General features: G+C 68.0%; 15 protein-coding genes. 8 read left to right on the plus strand and 7 right to left on the minus strand.

Going from position 1 to position 15,132, the window contains the following annotated elements:
• Positions 1-45 precede the first annotated feature (45 nt).
• The 3 genes from V9G04_16435 to V9G04_16445 form a co-directional block, all read right to left on the minus strand.
• Positions 46-321, minus strand: a complete 276-nt coding sequence (locus tag V9G04_16435) for a GlsB/YeaQ/YmgE family stress response membrane protein (protein ID MEI2714829.1) — start codon at positions 319-321, stop codon at positions 46-48.
• A gap of 142 nt (positions 322-463) precedes the next feature.
• Positions 464-688 carry a DUF3107 domain-containing protein gene (locus V9G04_16440; GenBank protein MEI2714830.1) on the minus strand — a complete coding sequence of 75 codons (225 nt, stop codon included), beginning with the start codon at positions 686-688 and terminating at the stop codon, positions 464-466.
• 9 nt (positions 689-697) lie between these two features.
• Positions 698-1,321, minus strand: a complete 624-nt coding sequence (locus V9G04_16445) for a TetR/AcrR family transcriptional regulator (GenBank protein MEI2714831.1) — start codon at positions 1,319-1,321, stop codon at positions 698-700.
• Between the two features lie 172 nt (positions 1,322-1,493).
• On the opposite strand from V9G04_16445, the gene moeZ reads away from it, so the two are divergent.
• A complete protein-coding gene (moeZ, locus tag V9G04_16450) occupies positions 1,494-2,693 on the plus strand; it encodes an adenylyltransferase/sulfurtransferase MoeZ (GenBank protein MEI2714832.1) in 1,200 nt (399 codons plus the stop codon).
• Here the strand turns inward: moeZ and V9G04_16455 are convergent.
• The 4 genes from V9G04_16455 to V9G04_16470 are packed head-to-tail and all read right to left on the minus strand — an operon-like array spanning position 2,687 to position 6,285.
• Positions 2,687-3,190 (minus strand): DUF1116 domain-containing protein, encoded by a 504-nt coding sequence (locus V9G04_16455; protein MEI2714833.1) that lies wholly within the window; start codon positions 3,188-3,190, stop codon positions 2,687-2,689. The genes moeZ and V9G04_16455 overlap by 7 nt on opposite strands.
• Entirely contained in the window at positions 3,078-4,067 is a 990-nt protein-coding gene (locus V9G04_16460) for a DUF1116 domain-containing protein (protein ID MEI2714834.1), read from the minus strand. The genes V9G04_16455 and V9G04_16460 overlap by 113 nt, the downstream gene beginning before the upstream one ends.
• Positions 4,064-5,545: an FdrA family protein gene (locus tag V9G04_16465; protein ID MEI2714835.1), complete on the minus strand. Its 1,482-nt coding sequence runs from the start codon at positions 5,543-5,545 to the stop codon at positions 4,064-4,066. The genes V9G04_16460 and V9G04_16465 overlap by 4 nt, the downstream gene beginning before the upstream one ends.
• A complete protein-coding gene (locus tag V9G04_16470) occupies positions 5,542-6,285 on the minus strand; it encodes a DUF2877 domain-containing protein (protein MEI2714836.1) in 744 nt (247 codons plus the stop codon). The genes V9G04_16465 and V9G04_16470 overlap by 4 nt, the downstream gene beginning before the upstream one ends.
• Positions 6,286-6,362: 77 nt before the next feature.
• On the opposite strand from V9G04_16470, the gene V9G04_16475 reads away from it, so the two are divergent.
• The 7 genes from V9G04_16475 to V9G04_16505 all read left to right on the plus strand — a co-directional run bounded on the left by V9G04_16475 (position 6,363) and on the right by V9G04_16505 (position 14,975).
• Positions 6,363-7,625, plus strand: coding sequence for a helix-turn-helix domain-containing protein (locus V9G04_16475; GenBank protein ID MEI2714837.1), 1,263 nt, complete (start codon positions 6,363-6,365; stop codon positions 7,623-7,625).
• A 153-nt stretch (positions 7,626-7,778) separates the two neighbouring features.
• Positions 7,779-9,236 carry a solute carrier family 23 protein gene (locus tag V9G04_16480; protein MEI2714838.1) on the plus strand — a complete coding sequence of 486 codons (1,458 nt, stop codon included), beginning with the start codon at positions 7,779-7,781 and terminating at the stop codon, positions 9,234-9,236.
• Positions 9,233-10,075, plus strand: a complete 843-nt coding sequence (locus tag V9G04_16485; protein ID MEI2714839.1) for an FAD binding domain-containing protein — start codon at positions 9,233-9,235, stop codon at positions 10,073-10,075. The genes V9G04_16480 and V9G04_16485 overlap by 4 nt, the downstream gene beginning before the upstream one ends.
• Positions 10,072-10,560, plus strand: coding sequence for a (2Fe-2S)-binding protein (locus tag V9G04_16490; GenBank protein MEI2714840.1), 489 nt, complete (start codon positions 10,072-10,074; stop codon positions 10,558-10,560). Before V9G04_16485 ends, V9G04_16490 begins: the two co-directional genes overlap by 4 nt.
• On the plus strand, positions 10,557-12,947 hold the full coding sequence (gene cutA / locus V9G04_16495; protein ID MEI2714841.1) for an aerobic carbon-monoxide dehydrogenase large subunit: 2,391 nt from the start codon (positions 10,557-10,559) through the stop codon (positions 12,945-12,947). Before V9G04_16490 ends, cutA begins: the two co-directional genes overlap by 4 nt.
• Positions 12,947-13,561: a carbon monoxide dehydrogenase subunit G gene (locus tag V9G04_16500; GenBank protein ID MEI2714842.1), complete on the plus strand. Its 615-nt coding sequence runs from the start codon at positions 12,947-12,949 to the stop codon at positions 13,559-13,561. The genes cutA and V9G04_16500 overlap by 1 nt, the downstream gene beginning before the upstream one ends.
• Position 13,562: 1 nt before the next feature.
• Positions 13,563-14,975, plus strand: coding sequence for an amidase (locus tag V9G04_16505; protein MEI2714843.1), 1,413 nt, complete (start codon positions 13,563-13,565; stop codon positions 14,973-14,975).
• The last annotated feature ends 157 nt before the right edge of the window (positions 14,976-15,132 follow it).

Below are 15,132 nucleotides of genomic sequence, written 5' to 3' on the forward strand. Positions count from 1 at the left end.
CGAAAGGGACGGGCGCTGAGTGCCCCATGATTCAGACGGTGGTGATCAAGCGTTGGTCTTCGCTCGGCCGGTCACAGTAGCGGCGATCATCACCAGCACCGCGGCAACCGCGATCTGCCACACGTGGCGCCACCAGTCGATTCCGTTGGTGTCGGGGTCGAAGAACTGCGAATAGAGGAACGTGCCGATCAGCACGCCGCCGATGCCGCAGATGATCGTGAGCCACAACGGGATGGAGTCGCGGTGACCAGGGGCCACGAACTTGCCGAGGAGGCCGATGATCGTGCCGCCGATGAGCGCCCACAGGATTGCACTAAGCATGGGGTTGGTCTTCCTTTCAGTGGTTGACCGGAGATCTCCCCGGTCAGCCTGGCGACGCACGCCGCCGGGCGAGATTCCAGTCTCCCACTGCTCACCGGAATGAAACCACCCGAGAGCAGGGGATTTGGCAAGCGCGTCGCGCTCAGCTGCGGAAACCGACGTGACCGGAGACCCCGCCGCCGATCTCGACGTACGCGATCTTGTCACCGGGCACGATCACGGTGCGCCCGCGGACATCCTGGAGCACCAACAACGAGCCGGGCTCGCTGACCGCCTTGGCAACCTGGTCCTCGAGGGAGTCGGGCTTGTCGTTCGAGTCCAGGACCAACTCGCGTGGGCCGTGCTGGACTCCGATCTTGATCTCCATGGGTTCCTTTCAGTGCTCGTCCGTGCGCGGATAGCCACGGATGCCTCGCCACGCTAGCCCGGCCACCAACGCGGCTGCGTCGGCCTGCGACAACTTGCCGCCGGACGAGAGCCAGAACCGCGCGGACACCTGCGCCATTCCGACCAACGACACCGCCAGCAGGCGCGAGGCCTCGGCAGGCAGTCCGGTGTCCTCGGCGATCACCTCGGCGATCAGCGCCGAGCACTCGGTGGTGACGCGCTCGATCTGGTCGCGTACGGCGGGTTCGTTGGTCAGGTCGGACTCGAAGACCAGGCGGAACGCACCCGCGTCGTGGGCGACATAGGAGAAGAACGCCTCGACGGTCGCGCCCACGCGTTGCTTGTTGTCCTGTGTCGACTCCAGCGCCATGCGGCAGTTGTCGATGATCGTGTCGCACGAGGTCTCCAGCAGCGCGAGGTACAACTCGAACTTGCCCGGGAAGTGCTGATACAGCACCGGCTTCGACACCGCGGCGGCCTCGGCGATCCCGTCCATCGCGGCTGCGTGGTAGCCCTGGGCTACGAAGACCTCGAGCGCAGCCTCGAGAAGCTGTGCCCTGCGTTGCTGGCGCGGCAGTCGTACGCCTCGCGGGCGGTCGTCGCTGATGCTCACGACCGCGCAGCCTACGTGACTCGCGAGTCACATCGTCTGCGACTCCCGCTGTCCGGATGCCGGTCGTGGCGGGGGTGATCGACATGGGCAGGAGACGATGGGAAGAACCACGACGTGTGCGTGGTTGGGCCAAGACCGTCCAAACCCACCACAACTTTTCAGAGGAGCCCTCGTGTCCTTCGCGCCGCTCGTGGAGCCCGCCGACTCGCTTTCCATCGAGGAGGTCCGCCGCTACAGCCGGCACCTGATCATTCCCGACGTCGGGATGACGGGACAGAAGCGGCTCAAGAACGCCAAGGTGCTCGTCATCGGCGCTGGCGGCCTCGGCTCGCCCGCGCTGCTCTACCTGGCCGCGGCAGGCGTGGGCACGCTGGGCATCGCGGAGTTCGACGAGGTGGACGAGTCCAACCTTCAGCGCCAGGTGATCCACGGCCAGTCCGACATCGGCAAGTCCAAGGCAGTCTCGGCCAAGGAGTCGATCCTCGAGGTCAACCCGCTCGTCAACGTGGTCTTGCACGAGGGGCGCCTGGAGAACGACAACGTCAAGCAGGTCTTCGAGGGCTATGACCTGATCATCGACGGCACCGACAACTTCGCCACGCGCTACATGGTCAACGACGCGGCGTACTTCCTGGGCATCCCCTATGTCTGGGGCTCGATCTATCGCTTCGACGGCCAGGCCAGCGTCTTCGCGCCGATGCTCGGTGAGGACCTCCCGTGCTATCGCTGCCTCTACCCCGAGCCGCCCCCGCCGGGCATGGTGCCGTCGTGCGCCGAGGGCGGCGTACTCGGCGTCCTGTGCGCCGCGATCGGCGCGATCCAGGTCAACGAGGGCATCAAGTTGCTGACCGGCATCGGTGAGCCGATCGCCGGCAAGCTGATGATCTACGACGCGCTGGAGATGGAATACCGCAAGCTGCGCGTACGCAAGGACCCCAACTGCGCGCTGTGCGGCGAGCACCCCACGGTGACCGACCTGATCGACTACGAGACCTTCTGCGGTGCCGTCTCCGACGAGGCCGCCGAGGCCGCGGTCGGCTCCACGATCTCGGTCACCCAGCTCGAGTCGATGCTCAAGGAGCGCGAGGAGGGTACGCGCGACTTCGTCCTGATCGACGTACGCGAGCCCAACGAGTTCGAGATCAACCAGATCCCCGGTGCGGTGCTGATCCCCAAGGGAGAGTTCCTCAACGGCAACGCCCTGGAGCAGTTGCCGCAGGACAAGCAGGTCGTGCTGCACTGCAAGAGCGGCGTACGGTCGGCCGAGTGCCTGGCGATTGTGAAGGGCGCCGGCTACGCCGACGCCGTCCACGTCGGCGGCGGGGTCGTGGCCTGGGTCAACCAGATCGACCCGAGCCAACCCTCCTACTGAGCAGCTGACAGTTCGGCGAGCCGGGCCAACGCCTTCGAGAAGATCTCCGCGGGCGGGGTGACGAGTCCGGCGCCGACCTGTCCGACGCCCGCGATCCGACCGGCCATGCCGGTATTGATCTGCGGCAGGATGCCGGTGCGGCAGACCAGTGACACGTCGATCCCCGTCGGCGTGCCCTGGAACTCCAACACCGGCACCGACCAGCGCGGGTTCTCGGCCAGGGTGATCTCGTGCATCCGCCGGGTGGTCGCGAGCGCATCCGGCACACTGCCGCCGACGAAACGTACGATCGCCGGCGCCGTCGCCATCGCGAACCCGCCGATGCCTGCGGTCTCGGTGATCGCCGAGTCGCCGATGTCGGGATTGGCGTCCTCGGGGCCGTAATCACCGAGAAACAGACCGTCGGCCAACTGCGCAGGTCCGGTGAACCATTCGTCGCCGGTGCCCGACACCTGGATGCCGAAGTCGGTGCCGTTGCGTGCCATCGCGACCACCATCGTCGAGCCGGGCACATCGCGACCGGCGTCGAGGGCGAAGCTTGCAGGCGGGCATCGCCAGGTTGAGGAAGAAGTGGTCGTTGCCGCCGATGAACCGCATCGCCTGTGCCACATCGGCCGCGTCGCGACCGCTGGTCACCATCGCGGGCGCGAGATCGCGCAGCAACATCAGCGTGCCCGCGCGGTTGCGGTTGTGTGCCTCGTCGCCCATCTGCAGCATCTGGGTGAGGATGCCGGTGACATCGACGGGATCCGTCGACCGCACTGCCGTCTGGAGCAGCGGGCCGAGCACCCCGCTCATCCAGCGCAACCGGTCGAGCACCTCGGGGGCGTACGCGCCGTAGCGCAGCACCTTGCCCAGGCCCTCGTTGAGCGAGCAATACGTACGCCGCCCGCTCTCTGGGTCTTCCAGGACCCACATCCACATCGACGGTGTCACCACACCGGCCATCGGGCCGACGGTGCTGTGGTGGTGGCACGGCTCGAGCGAGACGCTCGTGCCCGACTCGAAGAGGGCCTCGGCGTCCTCGGGGTCGTCGACCAGTCCCTCCAGGGCGGCACCGCCCATCAAGGCCCCACGCATGGGACCGGATGCGCGCGACCACTCCAGTGGGGGACCGGCGTGCAGGAACTGCCCAGGTTCCAGGCCGAGCACCTCACTGGCCGGCGCCACGTCCACCAGATGGGCGGTGACGGCCAGCATCGCCTCGACCGCGCGGCGGTTGGCTGCCGTACGCCGAGGGTCGGTGGCAACGGCGGCGAGGTCACTTTCGGTGCCGGGCATCGGGGGACGCCAGTCGACCCGGGTGACCTGGACGGACTGGGCGGCGACGGCGTCGGCGAACATGTCGGCCCCGACGTTGACTACCTGGGTCATCGTGCTGCTCCGATCAACTCGACCGCACGCCTGGCCGCGTACGCATTCGACAGATGAACCTCGGCGCCCGCGGCGACCAGTGCTTCGCGGGTGGCGTGGAGATCCTGCGGATCCAGGTCCGTGCCCAGCAGTGCCACGATCACGGGGATGGGTCGCGCGCTGCGAGCCGCCGCGATGGCCGGTGCCAGCCGGGAGGCAGGGTCGGGCTCCGCGCCGTGTCCCAGCACCAGGTCGAGCAGGATCACGCCGGTGTCGGGGTCCTCTGCGACCCGGGTGAGGTGCTCCAAGCGCAACGTCGGATCGATCATGGGGTGTGCGCGTCCTTGGGTGAGCGCATCGTCTCCGAAGTCGATCATCAGATGTGTCGGCGCGGTCAGATCCGGTCCCAGCGCGAGGTCGGGAGAGAGCGGGATGTTGCTGCGGATCGGGCCGAGCGTCGATGTCGCGATCAGCATCGCCTCGTCGCACAAGGTGCCGCCGACGAAGAGGCCACGCAGGTAGTGACCGGTGGCCGGTCCGGTGTTGTCGACGCCGGAGACCGGCCATTGGGGTGCCGGCGCGCCCAGCCGGGCCAGAGCCGACTCGGCTACAGCGGTCAGATCGCGCTCCCCAGGTCCGAGGAGGCCGAACTCGACCGGCGTGCCGAGGCCCTCGGCGAACGTCCGCAGGTCGCGGGCCACCTCCTCGGCAGGTGGCTTGGACACCAAGACGACGAGGTCGATCTCGGGATCGTCGTCCAGTCGGCGCAGGGCCGCGCGGGTGGAGATGCCGCCCACGTCGGCCGAGAGATCGCGACCCCCCACCCCGAGAGCCCAGGTGACCCCGACGCCGTCGTGCTCGGCCCCCGCGAGGTGCAGCAGGCACAACAGTTGTTGGCACCCGGTGCCGGAGGCGGCCACGAGCCCGATCCGCCCCGGGCGCACCACGTTCGCGAACCCGAGTCCTACCCCGTCGACGACGGCAGTGCCGCAGTCGGGGCCCATCACCAGACGATCGAGTCGCTGGGCAGCGGACTTCAGCGCGATCTCCTGCGCGACCGGGACGTTGTCACTGAAGACCATCACGTCACTGCCAGCGTCGAGAGCATCCATCGCCTCGACGACCGCGCTGGCTCCCGGCACCGAGATCAGCGCGAGGCAGTCGCGGTGGTCTCGCAGAGCGGCACCCGTCGTACGAGGTGGCGCCACCCTGACGTCGCCGGAGGCGGGGCGCGTAGGCGCGAGCGCATCGTCTACAGCGGCAAGCGCCAGGGCCAGATCGCCGTCCTCGGCCAACCGGAGGGCGACCACGAGATGGTTGCTCCCCGCCTCCTGCGGGATCTGGAAGCCCATGGCGCGCAGCACGTCGAGATTGAGTTCGGTCGCCATCGCGACCTGGGCCGCCGCGACTCCGGGTGTGGACTGCACGGTGCGGCTCACCTGCAGCAATGTCACGGAGTCGGCGTACGCACCGGCTCGAAGCTCGACATGGTCGGTCATGCCACGTTCCTTTCGGCGGTAAGTCGACGCTGCGCAAGAGCAGCGCCGACGAGGAGTCCGGCGCCGGAGGTGGCCCCGACGCGGGTCAGGCGTTCAGCGGAGTCGGCGGCTCGTGGCGAACCGACGTCGCGTAGGAAGTCGGCGAACTCGGGCACCACGTCGCCTGCGACCGCGTGGTCGAGCAGCGTCGCGGACAGTGTCGTCGTGCGCTCGCGATGTGTCCGCACGACATCGGCCACGACGCCATCAGGGCGGCCCGAAGCCGAGTGCACCGCGAGCCAGCCCGCGAGAATGTCGTCGCCCAAAGGAGTCAGCCCCGGACCACGTCCGAGCAGGTCCAAAGCCACCCGCGCGGTGATCGTGCCGGGTACGAAGGCGGCGACGAATCCGCGTACGTCCGGACCCACCTCGGTGAGGGCGCTCCAGGCGTCGCCGCGCAGAGCGTGCGGGAGGAGTGCAGGGGCCTGCTGCGAGCACAGGCGCCCGATCCGTACTTCGACTTCGCCGAATCGCAGGCGCCCGTCCGAGAGGTGGGCGGGCTCGGTGAGGCTCCGCACCGACTCCAGCAGGGTGCCGATGCCGCAGGGCACGCGTACGGCGTGCGCCGACAAGACGCCGACCGCGCTGCCGTCGACGTCGAGATACACCGCGTGCTCGCTGCGAGACAGGACGGGCAGTGTCCCGGCCGCGGCGCCGCGCAGCCGATCCACGACGGCCGGCGTAGCGACTCCGGGAATCACAAGCCTGACCGTAACGACGTCGCTTAGAGTGCTGAATGTGGGTTAGTGCCAACCCGGACACTCAGAGGGGCCAAGAGTTGATAAAGGGACGGGATGTCGCGTCGGCGATCGCGCGGGCAGATGCGTTGCACACCGCGCTGACCCGCATCGTGTTGGAGGGCGGTGACCTCGACCGGATCGCACAAGAAGCCGGCGAGGTGATCGGCTGCGAGGTGATCGTCACCTCCACCGACGGTCGCGAGCGCGCGGCTCATCTGGGCGACGAGGCTCGCGCCACGCTCGATCAGGCGGGCCTGCTCGACCCCACCGGCCGCGTCCGTGTCGAGCGGATGCTCACCAACGCCAACACCAGCACCCCCCATGGCGACGTCTTGATGGTGCGTGTCGGCGCAGCCGGCATGGACCTTGCACGCCTGATCGCCTACCAGCACGGCGGCACCCTGGCCGCGCATGATGTCCACTCGCTCGAACGCGCCGCGACGGTGGCCGCGTTGTTGATCACGAGGGAAGAGGCCATCAACGCGGTGCAGAACAAGTACCGCGGTGACTTCCTGCGGGACCTCTTCTTGGGTCGTGCGGGTCCGCGTGCGTACGTCGACGAGCATGCGGCCGCCTTCGGCTGGGACCTGGATCGCCCGATGGTCGTGGTCTCCGCCGAGCTCGACCCCTCGGGGCTGGACGGCGAGCACGCGTCGAGCGAACGTCGCCGGGAGTGGCAGGAGCGGTTCGCGGCAGCCTGGCGCCAGGTCTGTGCGGGCCTCGACGGCTCTGCGCCGAGCGTGGACTTCTCGTCCGAGGTCGTGACGCTGCTGCCAGTGGGTGACGAGCCCGGGTTGCCTCCCGGTGCCGACGTCGTGCGCAGCGCGGTCACGGGTGTCAGTGGCGACCGTGGTGGAGGGCGCCTGCCCTTCTCCGTCGGCGTCAGCCGGCTCGCCTCGTCCACCGACGATCTGCCGGCTGCCTACCAGCAAGCCCGGCGCGCGGTCGAAGTCGGACGCCGGGTGCGCGGCGGTGGCTCCACCACCTTCTTTGATCAACTCGGGCTGCACCGGCTGCTCGCGCTGGTGCCCGATCCTGCCGAACTCACGGCGTACGCCTGCGACATCTTGGGCCCGCTTGCCGAGAAGACCCCCGAGGCTCGCGACCTGCGCGAGACCCTGCGCGTCCTGCTCGACACGAATTTCAACGTGGCCGAAGCCGCGCGGGCGCAGTTCTTCCACTACAACACCATGCGCTACCGGGTGGGCAAGCTCGAACGCATCCTCGGGCCACTCTCGTCGGATCCGCACCTGCGACTCGATGTCGCCGTGGCCTTGCGTGTGCTGGAGATCGGCAACTAACGCCCCGCGAGAGTCTTCGTGGCCGAATCGTTGCCAGCGTGTCCGGTGTTCCTTCGGCATCTCCTGCCATGCAAGGTGTGTGATGGACGCCACTAGTTTGTGGCATCTCGGGCCATTGGGGCAGGGCGCTCCGCGACCGAAAGGGATGTGAACATGTCGATGTTCAAGTGGGAAGTCGTCGATCCGGCTCCCGACGAGGCCGTAGCGCCGCATCAGCGGCTGCCCTGGGGCAAGACCGTCGGGCTGGGCGCCCAACATGTTGTCGCCATGTTCGGCGCGACCTTCGTCTTCCCGCTGATCATGGGCCTCAACGCCAACCTGGCGATCATGATGAGCGGCATCGCGACGATCTGCTTCCTGCTCATCGTCAAGGGCAAGGTGCCCAGCTATCTCGGCACCTCCGCGGCGTTCGTCGGCGGAGCGGCGGCGATCTACGCCCAAAACGGCGGCCCGGAGGATGTCACCGGTGCCATCTTGATCTCCGGCGTCGTCTTGGCGCTGGTCGGCGCATTGATCCACTTCGTCGGCACCGACATGCTCAACCGGGTGCTGCCCCCGGTCGTGACCGGCGCGGTCGTGATGTTGATCGGGTTCAACCTGGCGCCGGTGGCGACCAACGTCTATATGCCTGCGGACTATTGGATCGCGCTGCTCACCATGGCCGCGGTGATCTTCATGGCGGTCGGGCTGCGCGGCTTCGCGGGCCGGATCGCGATCTTCCTCGGCCTGCTGTTCGGCTACGTCGTGTCCTTCCTCGCGGACAAGATGTTCGGCCAGATCACGTCCGTCACGCCGGACTCGGCCGGTGAGGCGGTGAAGCACTGGCGCGTGGACTGGACCATGGTCAAGGAAGCCGACTGGTTCGGTTTCCCCGTGCACACCGCAGACGGCTTGGTGGGCAGCCAGGCATTCACGGACGGCTATGCGAAGGTCGGCTGGCACGCTCCTTCGTTCAGCATCGGATTCGCGTTGTTGGTGCTCCCGGCCGTGATCGCGCTGGTCGCCGAGAACGTCGGCCACGTCAAGGCCGTGGCCGATATGACCAAGACCGACCTCGACCCGATGATGGGCCGTGCCGTGGCCGGTGACGGCGTCGGCACGGTGATTGCGACCGCCGTCGGTGGCTCGCCGACCACGACGTACGCCGAGAACATCGGGGTCATGGCCGCGACCAAGGTCTATTCGACTGCCGCCTATTTCGTGGCCGCCGGAGTCGCCATCCTGCTCGGTCTGGTGCCCAAGTTCGGGCAGATCATCAACGCGACGCCACCTGCTGTCCTGGGCGGCATCACCTTGGTGCTCTACGGCATGATCGGCTTGCTCGGCGCGAAGATCTGGAAAGAGAACAACGTCGACTTCTCCCGTCCACTCAACCTGGTCCCCGTGGCGGCTGGTCTGATCATGGGCATTGGGCTGGGCACCGACCGGTTCTTCCCGGTCACCGAGAACTTCACGCTCGGCGGCATTGCCATCGGTACGTTGATCATCGTGATCGGCTATCACCTGGCGCGCTTGATGGCACCGGCGCGGGATCGCGACGGTGGCTCGGTGATCACGATCGGACAGGCTGGCTCCCAGACCCAGCTTGGGGATGAGCCCGAGACTCGATGAAACCTGCCCCGTTCGCCTTCCTCCGTCCGGCGTCACTCGACGATGCGCTGCACGCTCTCGCGAGTGATCCGGACGCGAAGGTGCTCGCGGGCGGACAGAGTCTCGTACCTCTCTTGTCGATGCGTCTTGCAGCCCCCTCGCTGCTCATCGACATCAACGCTCTCCCGGATCTCGGTCACGTCAGCGTCGACGCGGCCGGGGTCCGAGTGGGAGCACTCGTACGCCATGCGGACCTGCTGGCGCACCAGGAGGCTCGGCGAGTCCAACCGTTGATCGCCGCGGCCTTGTCGCATGTCGCGCACGCCACGATCCGCAACCGCGGCACCACCGTCGGCTCGCTCGTACACGCCGACGCCGCCGCCGAGATGCCGATGGTGCTGAGCTTGCTGGGCGGCTCGCTCACGGTCGCTTCGGCCTCCGGCACGCGTACGATCCCGGCCGCCGAACTCTTCGCCGGACCTTTGGAGTCCACGCTGGCCCATGACGAGATCGCGCTGGAGGCGCACTTCTCGGCATTGCCGCCCGGTGGCGGTGTCGCCTTCGACGAGGTCGCGCGACGCCACGGCGATTACGCCCTGGTCGGGGTCGGGGCGCTGGTCGAGGTCGAGGGCGAGACGGTGAGATGCGCCAGGCTGGGTTTCGTCTCCGTCAGTGACGTGCCAGTGGTCGTTGACGTGACGGATGCCCTTGACGACCCAGGTGCTCGTGCCTTGACCCACGTCGAGCCGCTGGGCGATATCCACGCCAGCGCCGACTACCGTGCCCACCTCGTCTCGACCCTGAGCCGGCGAGTGCTCGCCGCCGCGATCGATGACGCCCGTGAGAGGAGCACGCGATGACCGAAGAGCGCCATCACATCCGCCTGCGGGTGAACGGCAACGCACACGAGATCAGCGTTCCGGCTCGTCGCCTGCTCTCCGACGCGTTGCGACACGAGTGCGGGCTGACCGGCACCCACGTCGGCTGCGAGCACGGTGTGTGTGGCGCCTGCACGGTCCTCATCGACGGTCGGCCGATGCGCTCGTGCCTGATGCTGGCCGTGTCCGCCGTCGACGCCGAGATCACCACCGTCGAGGGACTCGCCGACCAGGACGACACACTCTCGCCGGTGCAGCAGGCCTTCCACGAGTGTCACGGCCTGCAATGCGGATTCTGTACGCCGGGCTTCCTCACCACGATCACCGCCGGGCTGCACGAAAACCCCGACCCGAACGAGGACGAGGCGCGCGAGATGATCGCGGGCAACCTGTGTCGCTGCACGGGTTATCAGAACATCGTGAAGTCGGTGTTGCGGGCGGCCGAGATCGAGCGTGAGCGTCGATGACCACCAAACTCTTCGGCGCCAAGGTGCCCCGCGTGGAGGACCAGCGCTTCGTCCGCGGGCAGGGCCGCTATGTCGACGACGTGCTCAGCACCGACGAGCGGGTGCTGCACGCGGCCGTACTCCGATCTCCGCATGCGCACGCACGCATCCTCGACATCGATGTCAGCGGTGTGCTCGACGTCGAAGGCGTCTATGCCGTCTGGACCTACGACGACCTCGACGGTCCGATGGCCCAGCCGTTGCCCCTGCTGATCCCGCACCCGACGCTGACACACGGGCGTACCCAATATGCCCTGGCCAAGGACGAGGTGAACTACGTCGGAGAGGCGATCGCGTTCGTGGTGGCCGAGGACCGCTATGTCGCCGAAGACGCGGTCGACCGGATCCGCGTCGACTACGAGTTCCTGGAGCCGGTGGTCGGCATCGCGGCAGCGCGGTCAGCCGAGCGCCTCGTCCACGACGACGTCCCCGGCAACGTCGGGGCGCATCTGGAGCAGGAGAACGGTGATGCCCGTGCGGCCATCGCGTCCGCGCCGCACACGCTCAGCCTCGACCTCTTCGTCGAACGCTCCGCCTGCACTCCGCTGGAGGGGCGTGGCACGGTCGCGCGCTGGGATCGCGACACCTCCCGACTGACCGTCTGGTCCTCGACCCAGACCTCCACGGGCGTACGCGGCTGCGTCGCCGCCAAGTTGCAGTTGGACCTGGCCCAGGTTGACGTGATCACCCCCGATGTGGGTGGCGGTTTCGGCGTCAAGATCAACCATCCGTGGCCCGAGGAACTCCTGGTGCCGATGGCCGCGCGGCTGCTCGGTCGACCGGTGAAGTTCACCGAGGACCGCCGCGAACACTTCATCTCCTCGGCGCACGAGCGCGCCCAGGAGCACCATGTCGAGGTCGGCTTCGACGACGAGGGACGCATCCTCGGGCTCGACGTGCGCTTCTGGCACGACCACGGCGCCTACACGCCGTACGGCCTGATCGTGCCGATCATCACCTCGACCCAGTTGCTCGGCCCTTACAAGCCCGCCAACTACCGCGTCGTCTTCGACTCGCTCTACACCAACACCGTGATGGTGACGCCCTATCGCGGCGCAGGGCGCCCGCAGGGCTGCTTTGTGATGGAGCGAACGATGGACGCGATTGCGGCGACGCTGGGCAAGGACCGCACCGAGGTCCGTGAGGCCAACTTCATCCAGCCCGACGAGTTCCCCTACGACCAGGGCCTGATCTTCCAGGACGGCCGGGAGTTGGAATACGACTCCGGCGACTATCCGGCGTCCCTGGTCAAGCTCAAGGACCTGATCGGGTGGGACGAGTTCCCTGCCTTCAAAGCCGAGATGGCCGCCGAGGGACGTACGGTCGGCATCGGGCTGGCCTGCTATGTCGAGGGCACCGGCGTGGGACCGTACGAAGGCGCGCACGTCCACATCGAGACCTCCGGCAAGGTCAAGGTCGCCACCGGCCTGACCACGCAGGGCCAGGGCCATCAGACCGCGTTCGCGCAGATCGTCGCGGATACGCTGGGGGTGAAGTTCGAGGACGTGGAGATCACCACGGGCGACACCCGCAAGATGCCGTACGCCGTGGGCACCTTCGCCTCGCGCGCCGCCGTCATGAGTGGCTCCGCCATCCACCTCGCCTCGTTGCGGGCGCGCGAGAAGGCGCTCCGGATCGCCGCCGAGGCGTTAGAGGCCAGCGAGTCTGATCTGGAGATCGTCGAGGGAGTTGTGTCGGTGAAGGGCACCGACTCCTCGATCGACCTCGGGACGGTCGCGGTCCTGTCCAATCCGCTGCGCTACGCCTTCGACGAGGCGTCCAAGGCCGCCACCCAGTTCTCCGTCGGCGACCCGGGCAAGCCGCCGGTGGCCGAGGACGACGAGCCGGGACTGGAGGGGCGCGACTTCCACTCTCCCGAGCGCTCGACCTTCGCCAGCGGCATGCACGCGGTGATCGTCGAGACCGACCGCGAGACGGCCGAGATCAAGATCTTGAAGTACGCCGTGGTGCACGACTGCGGCTACCTGATCAACCCGCTGATCGTCGAGGGCCAGATCCACGGCGGGGTCGCCCAGGGCGTCGGCGGCGCGCTCTACGAGCGGATGGCGTACGACGAATCCGGACAGTTGCTGAACGCGTCCTTCATGGACTTCTTGATGCCCTACGTCACCGAGGTGCCGACCTCGCTCGACATCGACCACCTGGAGACCCCGTCGCCGCTGAACCCGTTGGGCATCAAGGGCGCCGGTGAGGCAGGTGTGATCCCCTCGGCCGCCGTCTTCGCCGCCGCGATCGAGGACGCCGAGGGGCTGGCGATCCACGCGATGCCGATCTCGCCGTCCGAACTGTTCGAGTTGCGCCGAGCCCATGCCATGAAGGAGTCCTGATGAAGATCTCCGGAGACAACATCATTCACGCACCCGTCGAGCGAGCCTGGGACGCGCTGCTCGACCCGGCGGTGCTGGTGCGCACCATCCCGGGCTGCGAACGACTGGCCGCGACCGGCGAGCACACGTACGACATGACGGTCACCGCTGGTGTGGCGTCGATCAAGGGCACCTATTCGGGCACCTGCGAGCTCAGCGACCTGCATGAGCACGAGTCCCTGGTGATGAGGCTCGCCGGTGCGGGAGCCCCCGGCACGATCGGCGCCGATGTCGACGTCACCTTCACCGACCTCGGTGACGGCACCACCCGCATCGGTTATGCGGCGGACGCGATCGTGGGCGGGATGATCGGCGGGGTCGGCCAACGGATGCTGAGCTCGGTCTCGCGCAAGATGGCCGGTGAGTTCTTCGGCAACGTGGACGCGGTGCTCCGCGGGGCCATGGGCGTCAGCACCCCCGATCAGCCGGCGAACGCGCCTGCGGCACCTGGTCAGGTCTTCACCCCGCCCGCCCCCGCACCGTCGTCGCAGCAGGACTTCCTCAAGGGGGTCGCGCTCGGCGCGGGACTGGTGCTGCTCGGCGTGGTGGCCGGCGGCGTCTTCTGGCGACGCTGACGTGGACGTCACGGTCGAGTCCACCGCGCGCGACCAGGCGGCGGCCGTACGCTCGCGCGCGATCAGTGCTCGCGAGTTGCTTGATCTTCATCTGGCCCGCATCGACGAGCGCAACCCCGAGCTCAACGCGATCGTCTCGCTCGATCCCGAACGCGCCCACGTCGCGGCAGGGGAGGCGGACGCCGCGCTGGCTCGCGGCGATGTTGTAGGGGCGCTGCATGGTCTGCCCTTCGCGGTGAAGGACACCCACGCGCTGGGCGGGTGGCGTACGACCTACGGCTCGCCGCTGTTTGCCGACCATGTCCCGCAGCGCGACGAGTTGCTGGTCGAGCGGATCCGGCGAGCGGGTGCGGTGTTCGTCGGCAAGACCAACGTGCCGGAGTTCGCGGCGGGGTCGCACACCTTCAACCGGGTCTTCGGGGTCACCCGCAACCCGGTCGATCCGACCCGGTCCGCAGGCGGTTCCAGCGGGGGAGCGGCCTGCGCGTTGGCAGCCGGGATGGTGCCGCTGGCCGATGGCTCCGACATGGGCGGCTCGCTGCGCAACCCGGCCTCGTTCTGCGGTGTCGTCGGGATGCGCCCGTCGTGGGGACGGGTGCCCGAATGGCCCCACTACAACCAATGGGAGACCACCTCGGTGGGCGGACCGATGGCGCGCAACGTCGGCGATCTGGCGTTGCTGTTGTCGGTGCTGGCCGGGCCCGACCCACGCGCGCCGCAAGCGCTCGGCGACGACGGCGCCAGCTTTGCTCCCCCTCTGGTGGGTGCCGAGGTGACAGGGCTGCGGGTAGCCGTCAGCGCCGACCTTGGTGGCGCGCTCGTCGTCGACGACCAGGTGGCGGCCGTCGTCGACCGGTTCGCCGACGACCTCGCACGTGCAGGTGCGCACGTGGAGGCGCGAGCGCCCGACCTGGCGCTCGCCGATGGCTGCTTCCGTACGCTGCGTGCCTGGCACTTCCAGGCGAAGTTCGGCCGACTGCTTGCCGAGCATCCCGACGACTTCAAGCCCTCGTTGGCCGCGAACATCAGGGCGGGGGAGTCACTCACCGGCGCTGACGTGGCGCAGGCGTACGCCCAGCGCACCGCGCTCAGTGAGACGATGCGCCGGTTCTTCGAGGAGTACGACCTGCTCGTGCTGCCCACGTCTCAGGTGCCGCCGTTCCCGGTCGACCAGGAATTCCCCCGCACCATCAACGGCCAGGAGATGCCCGACTATCTGGCGTGGATGCGCTCGGCCTACTTCATCACCGTCACCGGCTGCCCGGCGTTGTCGCTGCCGGCAGGGCGTACGCCCGAGGGACTGCCCGTCGGCGTGCAGTTGGTGGCCGCGCACGGCACGGATCGGCGACTGCTGGAGAGCGCCGCGGCATTCGAAACGATGGCGCGCGCCTGTCCGAGTGGTCTAGACCACTAATGCACATGTTGTGCACATCGTGGCAGTGGACCTGTGTGCAAGCGTCCGAAACTGTGGACAAGATCCGCTCGACTGTGGGTGAACAGCCGGAAAATGTGGACGGTCCTGGGGATGAAATTCTCCTCCCGAAACTGCTTGCGCACAGTGGCCGAACTCA

The organism is Nocardioides sp. (genome assembly GCA_037045645.1).
Classification (GTDB): Bacteria; Actinomycetota; Actinomycetes; order Propionibacteriales; family Nocardioidaceae; genus Nocardioides.

Excerpts from the sequence above, each read along its gene's own strand:
- V9G04_16440 (MEI2714830.1), bottom strand. The coding sequence starts at position 688 with ATGGAGATCAAGATCGGAGTCCAGCACGGCCCACGCGAGTTGGTCCTG.
- V9G04_16465 (MEI2714835.1), bottom strand. The coding sequence starts at position 5,545 with ATGACCGACCATGTCGAGCTTCGAGCCGGTGCGTACGCCGACTCCGTG.
- V9G04_16480 (MEI2714838.1), top strand. The coding sequence starts at position 7,779 with ATGTCGATGTTCAAGTGGGAAGTCGTCGATCCGGCTCCCGACGAGGCC.
- V9G04_16500 (MEI2714842.1), top strand. The coding sequence starts at position 12,947 with ATGAAGATCTCCGGAGACAACATCATTCACGCACCCGTCGAGCGAGCC.
- V9G04_16435 (MEI2714829.1), bottom strand. The coding sequence starts at position 321 with ATGCTTAGTGCAATCCTGTGGGCGCTCATCGGCGGCACGATCATCGGC.
- cutA (MEI2714841.1), top strand. The coding sequence starts at position 10,557 with ATGACCACCAAACTCTTCGGCGCCAAGGTGCCCCGCGTGGAGGACCAG.
- V9G04_16490 (MEI2714840.1), top strand. The coding sequence starts at position 10,072 with ATGACCGAAGAGCGCCATCACATCCGCCTGCGGGTGAACGGCAACGCA.
- V9G04_16485 (MEI2714839.1), top strand. The coding sequence starts at position 9,233 with ATGAAACCTGCCCCGTTCGCCTTCCTCCGTCCGGCGTCACTCGACGAT.
- V9G04_16455 (MEI2714833.1), bottom strand. The coding sequence starts at position 3,190 with ATGGTGGTCGCGATGGCACGCAACGGCACCGACTTCGGCATCCAGGTG.
- V9G04_16460 (MEI2714834.1), bottom strand. The coding sequence starts at position 4,067 with ATGACCCAGGTAGTCAACGTCGGGGCCGACATGTTCGCCGACGCCGTC.